15 protein-coding genes are annotated in these 14,652 nt (G+C 65.5%); 9 read left to right on the top strand and 6 right to left on the bottom strand.

Annotated elements, in window-relative coordinates:
• Window position 1: 1 nt before the first annotated feature.
• The 3 genes from U1769_RS10480 (at window position 2) to U1769_RS10470 (ending at window position 2,540) form a co-directional block, all read left to right on the top strand.
• On the top strand, window positions 2–937 hold the full coding sequence (locus tag U1769_RS10480; RefSeq protein WP_332715432.1) for a hypothetical protein: 936 nt from the start codon (window positions 2–4) through the stop codon (window positions 935–937).
• An 84-nt stretch (window positions 938–1,021) separates the two neighbouring features.
• A complete protein-coding gene (locus U1769_RS10475; protein ID WP_332715430.1) occupies window positions 1,022–1,324 on the top strand; it encodes a PqqD family protein in 303 nt (100 codons plus the stop codon).
• Window position 1,325: 1 nt separating this feature from the next.
• Window positions 1,326–2,540, top strand: coding sequence for a nucleotidyltransferase domain-containing protein (locus U1769_RS10470; RefSeq protein WP_332715428.1), 1,215 nt, complete (start codon window positions 1,326–1,328; stop codon window positions 2,538–2,540).
• A gap of 125 nt (window positions 2,541–2,665) precedes the next feature.
• On the opposite strand, the gene U1769_RS10465 is transcribed toward U1769_RS10470, so the two are convergent.
• The 3 genes from U1769_RS10465 to U1769_RS10455 all read right to left on the bottom strand — a co-directional run bounded on the left by U1769_RS10465 (window position 2,666) and on the right by U1769_RS10455 (window position 6,508).
• Window positions 2,666–2,818 carry a hypothetical protein gene (locus U1769_RS10465; protein WP_332715426.1) on the bottom strand — a complete coding sequence of 51 codons (153 nt, stop codon included), beginning with the start codon at window positions 2,816–2,818 and terminating at the stop codon, window positions 2,666–2,668.
• A gap of 245 nt (window positions 2,819–3,063) precedes the next feature.
• Complete coding sequence (locus U1769_RS10460; protein ID WP_332715424.1) at window positions 3,064–4,764, bottom strand: alpha-keto acid decarboxylase family protein; 1,701 nt, start codon at window positions 4,762–4,764, stop codon at window positions 3,064–3,066.
• A gap of 1 nt (window position 4,765) precedes the next feature.
• Window positions 4,766–6,508, bottom strand: coding sequence for a flavin monoamine oxidase family protein (locus U1769_RS10455; RefSeq protein ID WP_332715422.1), 1,743 nt, complete (start codon window positions 6,506–6,508; stop codon window positions 4,766–4,768).
• 302 nt (window positions 6,509–6,810) lie between these two features.
• Here U1769_RS10455 and U1769_RS10450 point away from each other — a divergent pair, with 302 nt between their 5' ends.
• The 5 genes from U1769_RS10450 (at window position 6,811) to U1769_RS10430 (ending at window position 10,277) form a co-directional block, all read left to right on the top strand.
• Window positions 6,811–6,993, top strand: a complete 183-nt coding sequence (locus U1769_RS10450; protein ID WP_332715420.1) for a hypothetical protein — start codon at window positions 6,811–6,813, stop codon at window positions 6,991–6,993.
• The gene (locus tag U1769_RS10445; RefSeq protein WP_332715419.1) at window positions 6,990–7,595 is read left to right on the top strand and encodes a hypothetical protein; all 606 of its coding nucleotides are present in this window, start codon (window positions 6,990–6,992) and stop codon (window positions 7,593–7,595) included. The genes U1769_RS10450 and U1769_RS10445 overlap by 4 nt, the downstream gene beginning before the upstream one ends.
• A 159-nt stretch (window positions 7,596–7,754) precedes the next feature.
• On the top strand, window positions 7,755–7,931 hold the full coding sequence (locus tag U1769_RS10440; RefSeq protein WP_332715417.1) for a hypothetical protein: 177 nt from the start codon (window positions 7,755–7,757) through the stop codon (window positions 7,929–7,931).
• 133 nt (window positions 7,932–8,064) lie between these two features.
• On the top strand, window positions 8,065–9,054 hold the full coding sequence (locus tag U1769_RS10435) for an aspartate carbamoyltransferase catalytic subunit (protein ID WP_332715415.1): 990 nt from the start codon (window positions 8,065–8,067) through the stop codon (window positions 9,052–9,054).
• Entirely contained in the window at window positions 9,051–10,277 is a 1,227-nt protein-coding gene (locus U1769_RS10430) for a dihydroorotase (RefSeq protein ID WP_332715413.1), read from the top strand. The genes U1769_RS10435 and U1769_RS10430 overlap by 4 nt, the downstream gene beginning before the upstream one ends.
• Before the next feature lie 56 nt (window positions 10,278–10,333).
• Here the strand turns inward: U1769_RS10430 and U1769_RS10425 are convergent, their stop codons facing one another.
• Window positions 10,334–10,897 carry an OsmC family protein gene (locus U1769_RS10425; RefSeq protein WP_332715411.1) on the bottom strand — a complete coding sequence of 188 codons (564 nt, stop codon included), beginning with the start codon at window positions 10,895–10,897 and terminating at the stop codon, window positions 10,334–10,336.
• Window positions 10,898–10,920: 23 nt separating this feature from the next.
• Window positions 10,921–11,826, bottom strand: a complete 906-nt coding sequence (locus tag U1769_RS10420) for a diiron oxygenase (RefSeq protein ID WP_332715410.1) — start codon at window positions 11,824–11,826, stop codon at window positions 10,921–10,923.
• Window positions 11,827–12,113: 287 nt separating this feature from the next.
• Here U1769_RS10420 and U1769_RS10415 point away from each other — a divergent pair, with 287 nt between their 5' ends.
• Window positions 12,114–13,094 (top strand): AraC family transcriptional regulator, encoded by a 981-nt coding sequence (locus U1769_RS10415; RefSeq protein WP_332715409.1) that lies wholly within the window; start codon window positions 12,114–12,116, stop codon window positions 13,092–13,094.
• A gap of 281 nt (window positions 13,095–13,375) precedes the next feature.
• On the opposite strand, the gene U1769_RS10410 is transcribed toward U1769_RS10415, so the two are convergent.
• The gene (locus tag U1769_RS10410; protein ID WP_332715408.1) at window positions 13,376–14,638 is read right to left on the bottom strand and encodes a tetratricopeptide repeat protein; all 1,263 of its coding nucleotides are present in this window, start codon (window positions 14,636–14,638) and stop codon (window positions 13,376–13,378) included.
• Between the last annotated feature and the right edge of the window lie 14 nt (window positions 14,639–14,652).

Here is a 14,652-nt window from a genome sequence, read left to right as displayed (position 1 = left end):
CATGAGCATGACGAAAAGCGGCGCGAGCCTTCGCGCCGACGCAGAACGCCTGCCTCACCTCTATCGTGCGCATGGCCTGACCATATCGTTGCCGTTCGCATGCGACGATCTGAGCCCAGCCGATGCAGGGGCAGTTCCGGATGTCGTGGTGCGCGACGGCGATATTCCCGACTCGCTGAGCGACGCCCGGGTAAGCACCGCGATGCACGAAGCATCACCCGACGCGTATTTGTTGCGCGGCGGGCCTGCCGCGGGCCGGTTCCTTGCGCGAAACGGCAACTCGATCCTGTTCGAGCGCGGGCCGGAATGCGACGAAACGCGGTTCCAGCACATCCTGCTGCATCCGATGATGGCCGCCCTGCTGCGCCAGCGCGACCTGTTCGTACTCCATGCCTCCGGGGTGGTCGGACCGGGCGGCGTCGTGCTGATCTGCGGCGATTCGGGCGCCGGAAAATCGACCACGGCTGCCGCGCTGACCCGGCTCGGCTGGCCCCTGCAGACTGACGACGTCAGCGCGCTTCGCCTGGACGAGAATGTCGGCATCGAAGTGCCGGCCGGTGCCGGGCACGTCCATCTTTTTGAGGCGGCCTCGCACGCGCTGGCGTTCGATACGCAGGGCCTTACGCAGAACGCCTGGCATCGCATGAAGATGGCCGTGCCCGCCCTTGTGGAGCGCGAACGTGGCGGCGCACGCCTTCGCCGGATCGTTCATCTGGAACGCGGCCCGGTCCTGACCGTCCAGGTCGATCGTATCACCGGCCGGGCCAAGCTGCCCTTGTTGCTGAACAGTGTCTTCGGGCCGTATCTGATCGAGGCGATCGCGCCGCGCGCGATGCTGGTCGCGCGGGCTTTGCAGAATGTGGAGATGCTCCGCATTACGCGCCCGGATGGCGAGTGGACCATGGACGCCGTTCTGGCCGCAATCCTGGCCGATTGAGCCGGCACATTTATCCTCCGCGAACCTTGCTGCACGGCAGCAGGGCAGTTATCGCCACGGAATCGCAGACAAAATGGGACGGAAATGACATTGATCGGCATGGACACCGTGGTCGTTCGCAATCCGGATTTGCCCGCAGCGCCTGTCGACGATGATCTCATAATCCTGGATGTCGCCCGGGGCCATTATGTTGGGCTCGATGCGATCGGTCGCGAGATATGGGACGGTCTCGCAGCGCCGATTGCCCTCGCTGATTTGTGCGCGAGGCTATCACGGCGCTTCAACGCAAGCCTCGACACGATCGCGCAGGACGTCACTGTCTTCATACGAGAACTGCTCGATCAAGGCCTGATCTCCATTCAAGCCGAATCCGGTGCAATGCGCTGACATGGGTCTGGCGGACACGACCCTTGGTTTCCTGCGATGGGACGAAGCCGGCCGCGAACGCCTTGCTGCGCTGAGCGGCGCTGAATGGTCCGATCTGCTTGTCGCGGTCGAACGCAGCGCTGGCGTCCCGCTGCTCGCCCGCCGTCTTCGGCGCGCCGGGATCAATCCGCCCGCGGCAATCGCAGCACGCCTGCGCGGTCACACCTTCGCCGTGGCCGGCAGGACCCTGCAGGCGCGCGGCGTTCTGGCCGAAGCCCTTGCCGCCACTGGCCGCCCGATGCTCCTGTTGAAAGGTATCGACCTCGGCGATCGCCTCTACGGCAATGCCGGACATCGCCAGATGGGCGACGTCGACTTCCTCGTCCACGGCGAGGACGCCATGGCCTATCATGCACACCTGATCGATCGCGGTTTCACCGCATCCGGCGTCCCGGATGCCGGGATGCGCGCGGCCGAGTGGCACCATCATGTCATTTACGCACCGCCCGGGCCGGGCCAGCTTCCGTTCGAGCTCCACTGGCGCCTGGCCGACGGCGCGCTCGGCAACGCGATCGACATGGCCGAAATCTGGTCGCGCAGCTTGCCGCATCCCACGCTTCCTCAGGGCGCCCGGGTGATGGCGGCCGAGGATCTGTTCGTTTATCTTTGCCTGCATCTGCAACAGCATCTCTTCGAGGTGCCGGCGACAAGCCTGTGGGACATCGCGGAACTGCTCGACTGCCCTGTCCTGCCGCTCGACTGGCCAGTGATCTGGGCACGGGCCCATGCCTGGGGCCTTACCGAAGGCGTGCAGGCGACCCTCAATCTCGTCACCCGCCTGCTCGGGGTTCCGACACAAGATTTTTCAAACGATGCCCCCGATCCGACACTCCTCGCGCTGCTACCGCAGGGGCCGGCTTCGCTGGGTCAGTACCCGGCATTCATGACCGTCGCAGACGCACGGCTTGGTAAAGCTCTGGCCGGCGGCCTTGGTTGGCGTACGCGTCTCGAGGCATTGTGGAATGGCCTGGTTCCTCCGAGGATCGAGGTAAGAGCCCGGTACGGCCGGCCGGACCAATCCAATTGGGCCGACCTTCGCTCCTATGCCCGCCGCCTCGTGGCCATCTCGCGTGGAAAACTTCCACTCCTATTCGCCTGGGCAAGCGACAGGGGCGGCACACGCCGTTCGATCGACAGGATCAACCGGCTGAGGCGTCATCTTGACCAACGGCGCTGACGGCAGATCACGTCTTATGTGAGAACCGTCTTGGTGAATGCTTTCGCGTCTGGCACCGGCGCTGGCGCGCAAGCTGATCGAACAGTCAAAGCTTGCGACACCGACCGGCGCCGACGAAGCCAATCTTAGGACGAGAAATCCATTTGCCCGGGACCATCAAATTCCGAGCCAAGCTTGCCGAGGGTGATTTCCTCTATGGGAAGCGAGATCGCTGACGGGCGGTGCCACTCGAGCTTCGTTTCAAGCGCGCGTTCTTCGTCCGTATGATCATGTCCCATGGAATACTCCCGTCTTTATCAGCAGCGCGCAGTGTTAGGAGCCATTCGGCAGCCCAGGCGCCATCCGGCTACACCATATGTGCGGCGGTGCATCAAGCCCGATAAACCGGTTATTTACCCACTGTCGGGAGGCATGAGTCGCCGGCCAGCGGGCCGGTCCCCAGCCGCGGAAGGTGCGCCGAGCTTACCGGAACAGATTTCGCGTCAAATCCCGAAACCGCCGACTCGCTGGTCGAGTATGGCTCTCACTCCACCACGCTCTTGTACTTGCGCAGCGTCGGCGGCGGGGCCGCTAGCCTGGCAAGCTGGGGCGCCAGATCCTTTTGCGGGATCACCACTTCGATCAGTGCCGGCACATCGGTGAGCTTCTCGATCTCCCTGAGCGCGGCGGCAAGCTGGTCGTTCGTCTCTACCCGATAGCCTTTCACCCCGAACGCCTTGGCCAGCGCGATATAATCCCAGGTCGGGAGTAGGTCGAACGCCGCGAACGCGCCCTTGGGCGTAAACGCCGTGATATCGACGAACGCCTGCTCGATCGCATAGCCCTGGTTGCTCATCACGAACACGGCGGCATTGATCCTGGCGCGCGCCAGGCTCGACAATTCCTGGCAGATCATCATGAAGCCGCCGTCTCCGGCCACCACCCATGGCCGCTTTCCCGAGCCCAGCGCCACGCCGAGCGCGCAGCCGGTTTCGTGCCCGAGCGAACCCCAGGCCGCCTGGGCGACGAAGCTGTTCTGCGGCAGGCCGAACAGATTGCCGAACACATAGAGCGAGGTGCTCTCGCCGAGCACCAGCACGCTCGACTCGAGCAGCTTCTCGTCCTTCAGGAAGGCGCTGAGCTGATGATAGAAGCGGTTGTAAGTGAGCTGGCCCGGGGGCGCCGGCTCCTCGTCGTCCTCGCACGGATCGACCGGCGTCCAGCTGCGCGGGAAATCCTTGTCCTTTCGGAACCGCTCGATCAGTCCCTTGAGGAATCCCTCCAGGGTCACCTGCGCGAAATAGGTCGCGCCGACGCGGGCATATTCGTCGTTGACCGCGATCATCTCGCCATAGCTCGATGCCATGATGTTGAGGTAATCGTCCGTGATGATCGCCCCCAGCGCGACCGGGCAATCGCACGATCCCATCACGTCGCGCGTCACCGCGGGGGACGCCGGGCCGGCATAGGTGCCGATGAACTGCGGCTGCGCTTCGTCGAGTACCGTCTTGCCGAGGCTGGTCGTGGTGAAGGGCAGCCCGCTGACATCCACAAGCTTCTGCGCCAGCTTCTGCAGGCCGTAGCGCTGGATCTCGACGCCGAACCACAGCACCGGCGATTGCGCGGCGGTGATCATGCCCCACGCAGCGGCGACGGCCGAGGCGAGGAACTTGGCGTTGCTCTCCAGCTTCACCGCCGCCAGCTTTCCCCGGGGTTTGCCGCAGGCCTGAGTCCAGACATTCGCCGCCACCTCGAGATAGATCGGGCGGTGGAAGGTCAGCATCGCGGTGATCGCGCGGTCGATCTGGTCGGGCGCGAGGCTGGGATCGGTGATGACCTCCGACGCGACGGTGATCTGGGCATAGACGTTGCGATCGGCCGCCAGATTGCCGGTCGAATGATGATAGAGAATCTGTTGCTGCTCCTCGAGCAGCCGGTCGCTCGTCGCCGGACTTGCCGAGATGATCGCCACCGGCACGCGCTCGACCCAGGAGCCCGCCGCGCAATTGAGCGCGACGAACCCGCCCACGCCATATTGCACGCACGCCGCGCCGATCCCCTTGAAACGGCCATAGCCGTCCGCGGCATAGCCGCAGCCGAGCTCGTTGATCGTCGGCACGCGGGTGATCGCGGGATCGTCATCGAGCGCGTCTAGGAACTTGCCGGCATAATCGCCCGGCACCGCGAACATGTGAGTAAGCCCCGCCTCGCCCAGCCGGGCGAGGATATATTCGGCAACGTTCATGTCAGCCCTCCTCGACGGCGCAGAGGCAGTTGGGCGTGATCGAGGACAGCATCGTGCCGCAGTTGAAGCACGGGATGCAGCCGTCGAGATCGCCGCACCCCGTGCACGGATCGCCCGGCGGACACGGATTGGGCATCAGCGCATAGCTGGGATCGAGCCACCGCGGCGGCTTCATCCCGAAGAAATCCTGCAAGGTGGATTCGGCGATGTCGAGCGCCCCCTCCACCCAGCCCTGGCCCAGCGAATAGGCCTCTCCAACGATATAGACTTCCTGGCCCTGCACCGGCTTGCGCATCTGGCACATGATCTGATCGAGCCGGTATCCGGCCTTCCATTCATGCCAGCCGCCGCCATAGGGATCCTCGTTCCAGGTGTGATAGACCGCCGAATAGGGCGCCGGCACCTGGGGCAGCGCGTGCACCGTGGCGATCTGGCGGTTGGCGACATCGACCATCTCCGCCGTCGCGCAATAGGGCGTGAGCGGGATCCAGTTGACCGCCCCTTCCTCGATACAGGCCGGGCGATAGCCCTTATATTCCTCGCCGATCTCCAGCCCCTTCCAGAAGGGTACGGTCGAGATGTCGTTGTAGCTCGCCATGAGCAGCGAATTGAGGAAGGGCTCGCCGTCCGGCTGTTCGCCCTCGGTCCCGAAATAATAGATCTGGCGCACCGGCAGATCGGTGACCGAACGGCCCGCGACCAGGCCGAGCGAGCGCCACCACGGCGTTTCATAGGCCATCAGCAGCTTGAACGCCGTCTGGATCAGCACCGACGGGATGTTCTTCTTCAGCCAGGGATCGTCGAAGAACGGGCTGTCGATCAGCTCGAGGCTGCGCCGCGGCAGCGCCAGGATCAGCTGCTTCGCGCGCACCGTGCGCGTGCTTGCATCCTCGGCATCGAAGGTCCGGCGGTTCTTGTCGCTTACCGTCGGCATGAAGTGGAGCGCGTAGGGATATTCGCCCGATCCGACCTCGAACGAGGCGAGCCGGTGATTCATGTGCAGCCGCTTGCCCTTGGCGATCTTGCCGTCGAACTTGTCATTGAACTGCTGCGCCAGCGTGATCGGCAGCATGTCGTAACCGTCGGCAAGCGTCAGGAACTGCGTGGTGTCGCTATATTCGGTGGCGGGAAGCTGAGTCACCGCGCAGGCATTGGCGACATTCGCCTCGTAGCCGCCGGCATCGCGCATGAAGGCATAGCCTTCGTTGGAGAGCACGCGGAACAGCAGGTCCCAGAAGCCATATTCGTACATCGGCTTGCCGAACACCTTGACCTGCATCTGCTGGCACAAGGAGAGATTGGCGAAGCCGGGATAAAGGTTGTTCATCACCTGCACCTGCAGGTTGGTCGGGCCGAGCCCACGTTCCGACCAGGCCATGTTGTACGGCACTTTCTCCGGATCGGAGAGCTCGTGGAGCCGCAGATGCTTGCCGCGCAGATAGAAGAGGTTGCAGTTCGATCCGACCGGCGATGGCGCGCCCATCGGGAAATCCGCCGTCTTGAGCTTCAGGTGCTTGATCAGGTCCGCGACGACGATGTGCTGAGTCGGGATATAGCGCATGCCGCCCAGTTCGGCCTTCACATTGGGCATGCCGGGGATCGAGACCGAATAGAGCCGCCCGCCGATGCGATCCGAATATTCGAACAGCCCGATCCGCTGAGTCTTGCCGCGATCCTGCTGCAGCCGCCACGCCGAATAGGCACCCGAAACGCCGCCGCCCACTACTGCTATATCGAGATCCATGCCGCCCCTCCCTCATAGCGCGGCAAGCGCTCTCGACAGGTGTCGACACGCTGATTTACGACCAAGCCTGGGCTTACCGAGCGGGAAAAAGTCTAGCAGCCGGCCGGGCGGACGCCATCGCTATTGAAACCATTATGACTTCACTTGCGGACCAAATAATCGATGCCCGGGATTTGTCTCTGATCCGGCAATCGACTGGCCGACCCAGTTCAATCGGGAGATCCACCGCCCCTCGCGCGTGCGCCACGGAGATGTTGCGGGTCGCCCGACCCGCTGATACGTCGTTGACGGGGAGTATCATGGTGACAAAGCTTACATGGCATGCCGCGATATTCTGCGTCGGGCTCGCGCTCGCCGCCCTGGTCGCGTTTCTCGCGCCGCTTGATGTCGATCCGAAGGACATCTTCTTCGTCTTCACGATCGGCTTCTTCCTGTATCTCGGCATCAGCACGATGATATCCCTGCGAAGGAAGCCCAAGGCATGACCACATCATTGAATCGGCGGCTGTTCCTTGCCGGTACCATGACCGCGCTGATGCTGCCGGCGAGCGCGGCGATCGCGTCTCCGCCGGACGAGAGCGAGGATTGGGGCGTGTTCTCGAAGCTCGCGGGGGTTTTCGTCGCGATCCAGGCAGCCACGCAACCCATCGCCGACGGCATCACGCGGCTGAAGTTCGTCAGGTTCCTCAACGGCATCCAGGGCCCGCTCACCGACATATTGCGGGAAAAGAACGCCGTGCTCGATGCGCTCGAGATCGGCACCTGCACCACCGATGCCCGCACGGTGGAAGCGATGGCCAGCCGGCCCGCCCAGCGGATCATTCCGCTCGTGACCGTGCTTCAGCAAAAGGTCGCGACCTTGTCGACCGCCATCAAGCCCGGCGACACCCGCCAGGCGGCGACCCAGCTGGCGAACGAGATGAGCCGCCTGCAATCCCGCAAGATGTGGGTCCACCAGCTTAACGGCTTTTGCGGACGCCCCCCGGCCGACCGCGCGGCCTTTGTCGCCCGGGTCAAGCAAAGCATCGCCATCGTACAGGAAGCGCAGAAGAAGCTCGACGCACTGCTCGATCATCTTACCGAGTAGCGATGGGCCATCCGGGGCAGCCACATCGATCGATCGCACCTGGTTGCCCGCGGGTATAGAGACGATGGCCGCAACTCCAGGAATGGGTGCCATCCGCGAACCGGATGGACTATCTCAAGCTGGTAGCGGTGTGCTCGATCAAACGACGGTGAGGACCTCATGACGGAAGCCCGCGATCCAGCTGCAATCATAGAGGATGTGCTTCGATCGAGCGTCCTGCCGGGCTTGATCGAGCGCGTGCGTCCGATGAGTGATGACGAGCTCGCGCAGGATATTCTTGAAGCTCTGGCCGCCAATGGCTTTGTGGTGATGCGGAGGGATCAGACAGACGAGTGAGGGTGAATCCCGACGTGTCGAGGTTCGGTGAAATTTTGCCCATGGCCTGAAATTCCTCGACGCGTGCCTCTCGGCACGCTTCCGTTCACGCCATCTTGCGCCCCGCCCCCACCCTCGCTACCCGATCCCTTTAATGTCAGCTTCAGATCACCGCCCCGCTACCCTCATCCAGGGCAGCGCCGTTTTTCCGCACCGGCACCTCACCGGAATCGACGGCTTGCAGCCGCACGAGATCATGTTCCTGCTCGACGAATCGGAGCAATGGGTCGAGGCGAACCGCAGCCGCGCCAAGAGCGACAAGCGGCTCGAGGGCCTGACCCAGATCAACGCCTTTTTCGAGAACAGCACGCGCACGCTCCTCTCGTTCGAGATCGCCGGCAAGCGGCTCGGCGCCGATGTGGTCAACATGCACGCCGCCCAATCCTCGGTGAAGAAGGGCGAGACGCTGATCGACACGGCGATGACCCTGAACGCGATGCGCGCGGACGTGATCGTCATCCGCCACATGAGTTCGGGCGCGGTGCGGCTGATCGCCGACAAGGTCGATTGCCCCGTACTCAACGCCGGTGACGGCAGCCACGAACACCCCACCCAGGCCCTGCTCGACGCGCTGACCATCCGCCGACGCTGCGGGTCGGTCGCGGGGCAGCGCGTGGTGATCTGCGGCGATCTGCTCCATAGCCGCGTCGCGCGCTCGAACATCCTTTCGCTGACCGCGCTCGCCGCCGAAGTGCGCGTCTGCGCGCCGTCGACGCTGATGCCCGCCGCGATCGAGCGGATGGGCGTCACGCCCTTCACCGATTTCGACGCAGCGCTCGACGGCGCCGACGTCGTCATGATGCTCCGCCTGCAGACCGAGCGCATGTCGGGCGGCTTCGTGCCCTCCACCCGCGAATATCATATGCGCTACGGCCTGACCCTGGAACGGCTCGCCCGCGCGAAGCCCGATGCGCTGGTGATGCATCCCGGCCCGATGAACCGCGGGGTCGAGATCGATTCCAACGTCGCCGATCATGTCGAGCGATCGGCCATCACCGAACAGGTCGAGATGGGCGTAGCGGTGCGCATGGCGTGCCTCGATGTGCTCACGCGACGAGCGCGCAAGGTGGAGGGCTGGGCATGATCCGCGCCTTCTCCAACGCGAAACTCGTCGGCGCGCCGGCGGATGTCGCTACCCTGGTGATCGATGCCGAGAAGATCGTCTCGGTCGGCGGCAATGACGTGCCCGCGGGCGCCGATCTCACCGATTGTGCCACGCTCGGCCGTTCGGTCCTGATCGCCCCCGCGATCATCGATCTCGGCGTGTTCGCGGTGGACAAGGCGGCCTGCCGCGCCGGGGGCATCGTCCGCGTCGGGCTGATGCCGGATCAGTCGCCCGTGCTCGACGATCCCGGCATCATCCAGCGCGCCGCCGACATGGGCAAGCCCGACATCTGGGTCCACCCGATCGCCGCCGCGACTCGCGGCCTGGCCGGCACCGATCTCGCCGAGATGGCCGTCGCCCGCGATGCCGGCGCCCGCGCGGTGGCGACCGGACGGGGCTGGATCGCGGATTCGGGCGTGATGCGCCGTGTGCTTGCCTATGCCCACGACTGCGACCTGACCGTAATCACCCATGCCGAGGATGCGGGACTGGTCGGCGGCGCGGTCGCCACCGAGGGCGAGACCGCGACCCGCCTCGGCCTGCCCTCCGCGCCCGCAGCCGCCGAAGCGTTGGCGATCGCCCGCGACCTGATCCTCGCCGAGGAAACCGGCGCGCGTCTCCATTTCCGTCAGGTGACGACGGCCGCCGGCCTCGAGCTGGTCCGCCGCGCCAAGGGCCGCGGCCTGCCGGTCAGCTGCGGCATCACCCCGGCCCATCTGTTCCTGTCGGACAATGCGATGAGCGATTTCCGCACCTTCGCGCATCTCTCGCCGCCGCTGCGCAGCGAGGGCGACCGCCAGGCCGCGCTCGCCGCGGTCCGCGACGGCACGATCGACGTGCTGTGTTCGGGGCATGATCCGCGCGGGCCCGAAGCCAAGCGCCTGCCCTTCGCCGATTCAGCCGCCGGCATGGCGGGCGCCGAAACCCTGCTCGCGCTCTCGCTCGGCCTCGTCCGCGACGAGATCATCGACATCGCCACGCTGTTCGCGCTGCTCGCGGCCAATCCGGCAAAGGTCCTGGGGCTCGACGCCGGCACGCTGGCGCCCGGCGCCCCGGCCGATTTCATGCTGCTCGACTGGGAAGCGCCGTGGCAGATCGACACCGATCTCATGGTCGCCAAGGCCGGCAACACCCCGTTCGACAAGCTGCCGGTGCAAGGCAAGGTGCTGCGCCTGTTCAAGGGCGGCACCGAGCTTCGCTAGGACAAACGAAAGGCCCTCCCGCCAGCCGGCGGAAGGGCCTCCGTTGAACCCAAGCGTCAGCCCACGATCAGCCGGCCGTTCATCCGGACCGGGCGGCTCATGTTGAAATAGTTCGGCGAGGTCGCCATCACCGTTTCATGGATCGCCGCGAATTGCTCGGTCGTCCCGTTGCCGCTGATCCGCACGTCATAGTCGATCGTGCGATAACCGGCGGGCACGTCGTCGCTCAGGCCGAGGAAACCGCGCAGATCGAGTTCGCCGTGAGTCTCGATCTCGAGCCGGTCGAGCGCGATCCCGGCGAGCGCGGCGCCGGCGACATAGCCGACCAGCATGCAGGCATTGACCGCGCTCATCAGCAATTCCTGCGGATTGGGTGCGGCATTGGTGCCGAGCAGTTCGGTGGGCTCGTCCGCGACGATGCGGAAATCGCGCGCGATCCGCTCGCCGCCCAGCGTGATCGCCTCCACCGTGGTTTCGCTGCGGGTCTGGCCCATCCACCGGCTGGTGACGTGGAAACCGGCTTTGGCCCTGGCGGGGTCCGCCTGGATCGCTTCCACCATGCCGCCGAGCGCGGTCAGATCGATGTCGTTGACGGTCGTGTTCGAAACCATGTCGAGCATGGATATTCTCCTTCCGGTGTTGATCAGTTGAATTGCGCCGCGGCAGCCTCGACCAGCGCATGCGCGCGGGGCGAGATCGCTGAGAGCGTGCCGGTGAACCGGGGATGCGCCATGCCCGAGCCGAGATAGGTCCAGCGCGCGGCCTGGTGCTGTTGCGCGATCAGCCCCTCGCGATCGGCAACCGGGCGACCCGTCGCCAGCTCCAGCGCGGCGACGTTGAGCGCGGCCTGCTGCCGGAGCCCGCCGTCGATGAAGCCGATAATCTCGAGATATTCACCCGCCGCCGCGAGGATCGCATCGTCGCTCCGGCCGTCGGCCAGCGCCTCCACCATCAGCGTGTCGATCTTGGCGTGCTGGCACTCCTCGATCCAGTGATGCCGCAACAGGCTCTTGAACAGCGGATCGAGCCCGTCATCGTCCTTGACGCTGTCCAGATAATGGTTCTGCGTCATCCACTCGACGTGCAGGATGGCCAGCGCCACGCCGAGCGGATCGTGTCGCAGCACCTCCGCCGCGATCGCCTCGGCCGGGCCGATCACCCGGCACGGCGTGCCGAAGCCGAGCACATAGGCTTCCTGGAATCGGCGGAAGAGCTGGATATGCTTGGCTTCCTCGCCGGCGAACTGGAGCAGCGCGCGAACCCGGTAATCGTCGGTATCGAGCTGCGGCCGGACATGATCGAGCACGAACGGCAGGATGAATTCCTCGATCACGCCGAACAGGCTGAGATATTGATGGCCGCTGATCTGGTTGAGCAGCTTGCGCTCCGCCGCGTCCAGGCCGGGTGCCGCATCGGTTCGCGCCAGGGTTTCGGGCATGAAGCGCCGGGTGAAGTCGAGCCGGTCGTCCGGCCCGAGCACGTCGTCGAGGCGCCAGCCGGCGCGCTCCGCGGAGGCAAGCACCTCCGCGTAGGTAAAGTCGCGATACATGAAAAAAATCTCCGTGAAGGGTCAGGCGATGCCGAAGGGCGTGAGCGCCAGCGCCAGCGTGAAGCTGCCGAAGATCAGCGTGCCGCACGTGACGAACAGCAATTTGCTCACGTCGGGAGGTGGGGTGATATGCACTGCAAGGTCTCCTGGGTACGGGCGGGGGCTGCCCGAAAAATGCGACCAGGTTTCTAATCGTTAACCGCTGATTAAGCCGATCCGGCCCTGAACAGAATGACCGCCCGACCGAAATAATTGATCGAAACGCCGGAAAGGAGGAGAATCTGGGCATGAACGTACTGGCCGACATATTGTCGTCGATGCGCCTGAGCGGCAGCGTCGTGATCGACGCCGAGTTCGGCGAGCCGTCCTGCCTGGTCTCCCAGTTCACCACGGAACATTGCGCCCGCTATTTCGCCGAGCCCGCGCATTTGATCGCCTATCACTATGTCCGATCGGGCCGGATCTGGGTCGAGGTCGCCGGCGAGCCGCCGGCGCAGGCCGAGGCCGGGTGCATCATCCTGCTCCCGCGCAATGACCAGCATCTGCTCTATTCCGAGCCCGGGCTGCCGCCCATCGCGGCCGACGATGTGATCGAGCCCGGGCCCGGCGGTGAACCCGCCCGCATCCGTCTCAAGGGCAATGGCAACCAGACCCTGATCTATTGCGGCTTCCTGGGCAGCAGTTCGCCCGAGAACGCGCTTATACAGAGCCTTCCCCCCATGATGCTGATCCATACCGGTGACCCCGCCACCCAGGACTGGCTGGAAAGCTCGCTCCGCTTCGCCGCGGGGCAATTGTCCGGCGCCGGGCCCTCCGTCGTCGCCCGGCTGACCGAGCTCCTGTTCGGCGAAGCGGTGCGACGCTATGTCGAGGGCCTGCCCGAAGGCGAAGGCGGCTGGCTCGCCGGCTTGCGCGATCCGGGCGTCGCCAAGGCGTTGTCGATCATCCACCGCCGCTATGCCGAGGCGCTCGACGTGACCGGCCTTGCGCGCGAGGTGGGCATGTCGCGCTCCGCCTTTGCCGATCGCTTCACTGCGCTGACCGGTGAAGCGCCGATGCGCTATTGCGCGCGCTGGCGCATGCGGATGGCGGCGAACATGCTGCGCGACGGCCGGGCGAGCAGCACCAATATCGCCTATGATGTCGGCTTCAATTCGGAGGCAGCCTTCACCCGCGCCTTCAAGCGCGAATATGGCGATCCGCCCGGCATATGGCGGCGCAGACTGCCCCAGACCGACGATGCCGACGGTACCGCCCCGGCGTCATAGCCCGCCGTAGCGGGCGGCGGAAAGATCGCCCTCTGAACCTCGCCCGGTGGCACGACCATCGCCTGATCGGATATGAGATGGCCCGGCTTATCCCCGGCGCGCAGCTCCTGTCCTGTGACAGTGAAAACCACATGCTGCTGGCGGACGAGCCGGCCTGGCCGGATTTCGCCCGGGCACTGCATGGCTTCCTTGCCGGGCAGGAACACAAAAAAAGGCGGGAGCCGAAGCCCCCGCGGTTGATATTCGATAGTGGAGGAGCGGTTTCCACCGCTCTCGTTACATCAGCGCGAGGCCAGCTGCCCGCCGGGGCGTGCCCATACCGCCACCTGGTCTCCGGCATGGGCGCGGACGAAGCAGGTGCCGCCCTTGGCCTTGTAGCCGCTGCACAGCGCATCGGCCTCACCGCGGGCGAAGCCGCCGACCGACAGGCGGTAGAAACTGCCCGCCTTGGACGAGATGCTCATCCCCGACGGCGTCTGCGCCGCGAAGCGGGCATCGGCGCGGCGCACGCGCGTCCACGCGTCCTTCGCGACGGCTGCATTGCGGAACGCGCCGAGCTGGACGAAATAGCCGCCCTTGGGCTGCGCGCGAGGCGCTGCGGTGCCGCGTGCCAGCCGCGCCGGGCCAGCTGCCCGACCCTTCGACGGCAATCGCTGCACGATTTCCTCCCGCGGCCCGAAGCTCACGTCCGAAAAGGCGGGCACGGGCGCTTGAGCAACCGCGACCTCGGTTTCGGGTGCCACCCCGGCCTCGCCGGAGACCGGTGTCTCGACTGAGGCGACAGCGACGTCAGGGGCCTTGTTGAGAGCAAGCGCGACCGGCTGGCCCTGATCCCGCACCGGCGTGACGCCAAGCAGGCTGGCGACCTGATCGGAGGCCGATTCCGGGCGGGCGAATTCGGCCCATTGCGCGATACGCTGATCGACCAGCGCGGGATCGAGATCGAGCGAAACCATCGTCCGTGCATCCTGCCAGCGGCCCGCGAGCGCCAGGCTCAGGGCGAAATTCTGGCGGACCTTGGCATCGGCGCCCGGCGTGCGCACGGCATCGGCCAGCATTTCCACCGCAGCGGCCGGATCGCCGGCCAGTGCGGTCGCCAATCCGCGGTCGCTGACCGGGATGCTGTCCTTGTGCGTATCGAGCGTCTGGCGCGCGCCGGCCCAGTCGCCGGTGGCGATCTGCGCGAGGGCCAAGTTGAGCGAGACGGCACCGTTGCCCGGCTCGAGCGACACCGCATCGGCATAGGCCTGGCGCGCGGATACGAAGCGACCGGCGCGAAGGTAGCTGGTCGCGAGCAGCACGCGGAACGTGGCAACCTGCGGACGCAACCGCACCGCCTCTTCGGCATGCGTGACCGCCTGGAACACCTTGCCCTTGGCAAGCGCCTTCTGCGCCTTGCCCGCCTCGGATGCCGCGTCCAGTTCAGCCTGCGGTTCGCTGCGGGCGCTGGCAAAGGCCATGCCGCCATGCGTGGCGATGCCGGCCAGCCCGCCACAAGCCACCATCGCGGTGACGCCAAGAGTGAGTATCGCCCGGGTCTTCATCGGATTACCCCCAA

The organism is Parasphingomonas zepuensis (genome assembly GCF_036663735.1).
GTDB lineage: Bacteria > Pseudomonadota > Alphaproteobacteria > Sphingomonadales > Sphingomonadaceae > Sphingomonas.
Note: the sequence above shows the minus strand (reverse complement) of the source record. Positions and strands in the feature narration are given on the sequence as shown.

What these genes read in the sequence shown, in the direction of transcription:
- U1769_RS10460 (WP_332715424.1), bottom strand. Translation starts at nt 4,764, where the DNA reads ATGAACGTTGCCGAATATATCCTCGCCCGGCTGGGCGAGGCGGGGCTT.
- U1769_RS10470 (WP_332715428.1), top strand. Translation starts at nt 1,326, where the DNA reads ATGGGTCTGGCGGACACGACCCTTGGTTTCCTGCGATGGGACGAAGCC.
- U1769_RS10435 (WP_332715415.1), top strand. Translation starts at nt 8,065, where the DNA reads ATGTCAGCTTCAGATCACCGCCCCGCTACCCTCATCCAGGGCAGCGCC.
- U1769_RS10410 (WP_332715408.1), bottom strand. Translation starts at nt 14,638, where the DNA reads ATGAAGACCCGGGCGATACTCACTCTTGGCGTCACCGCGATGGTGGCT.
- U1769_RS10475 (WP_332715430.1), top strand. Translation starts at nt 1,022, where the DNA reads ATGACATTGATCGGCATGGACACCGTGGTCGTTCGCAATCCGGATTTG.
- U1769_RS10445 (WP_332715419.1), top strand. Translation starts at nt 6,990, where the DNA reads ATGACCACATCATTGAATCGGCGGCTGTTCCTTGCCGGTACCATGACC.
- U1769_RS10430 (WP_332715413.1), top strand. Translation starts at nt 9,051, where the DNA reads ATGATCCGCGCCTTCTCCAACGCGAAACTCGTCGGCGCGCCGGCGGAT.
- U1769_RS10425 (WP_332715411.1), bottom strand. Translation starts at nt 10,897, where the DNA reads ATGCTCGACATGGTTTCGAACACGACCGTCAACGACATCGATCTGACC.
- U1769_RS10480 (WP_332715432.1), top strand. Translation starts at nt 2, where the DNA reads ATGAGCATGACGAAAAGCGGCGCGAGCCTTCGCGCCGACGCAGAACGC.
- U1769_RS10440 (WP_332715417.1), top strand. Translation starts at nt 7,755, where the DNA reads ATGACGGAAGCCCGCGATCCAGCTGCAATCATAGAGGATGTGCTTCGA.
- U1769_RS10420 (WP_332715410.1), bottom strand. Translation starts at nt 11,826, where the DNA reads ATGTATCGCGACTTTACCTACGCGGAGGTGCTTGCCTCCGCGGAGCGC.
- U1769_RS10415 (WP_332715409.1), top strand. Translation starts at nt 12,114, where the DNA reads ATGAACGTACTGGCCGACATATTGTCGTCGATGCGCCTGAGCGGCAGC.
- U1769_RS10455 (WP_332715422.1), bottom strand. Translation starts at nt 6,508, where the DNA reads ATGGATCTCGATATAGCAGTAGTGGGCGGCGGCGTTTCGGGTGCCTAT.
- U1769_RS10465 (WP_332715426.1), bottom strand. Translation starts at nt 2,818, where the DNA reads ATGGGACATGATCATACGGACGAAGAACGCGCGCTTGAAACGAAGCTC.